Origin of the sequence: Trabulsiella odontotermitis (assembly GCF_001188485.1) — a bacterium.
Lineage (GTDB): Bacteria > Pseudomonadota > Gammaproteobacteria > Enterobacterales > Enterobacteriaceae > Trabulsiella > Trabulsiella odontotermitis_A.
Genome location: NZ_JNGH01000038.1, coordinates 1 through 230, shown reverse-complemented (window position 1 = coordinate 230; position 230 = coordinate 1). Strand labels below are relative to the sequence as shown.

The 230-nt window shown below is 63.9% G+C and carries 1 protein-coding gene; it reads right to left on the bottom strand.

What is annotated here, in order from left to right; genetic code table 11:
- The coding region (locus tag GM30_RS26515) for a hypothetical protein (protein ID WP_162212973.1) at positions 1-230 on the bottom strand (230 nt) is incomplete at both ends.

The window sequence follows — 230 nt, the reverse complement described above, 5'->3', positions numbered from 1 at the left end:
TGTCGTACACCGTAATGACATCGCCCGCATTACCGGTACCCGACAGTGTCGGGGTGGTGTCGTCGGTGGTCTGCCCGTCAGTCAGCGTCCCGGTCACGCTGCCAGCATCATCAGTGACGGTGCCGATCGACGGGGCCGTCGGCGCGGTGGTATCCACCACGATATTCACTGGCGGACTCTCTGCACTGGTATTCCCGGTCGGATCGGTGGCGGTCACGGTCAGCGCATGG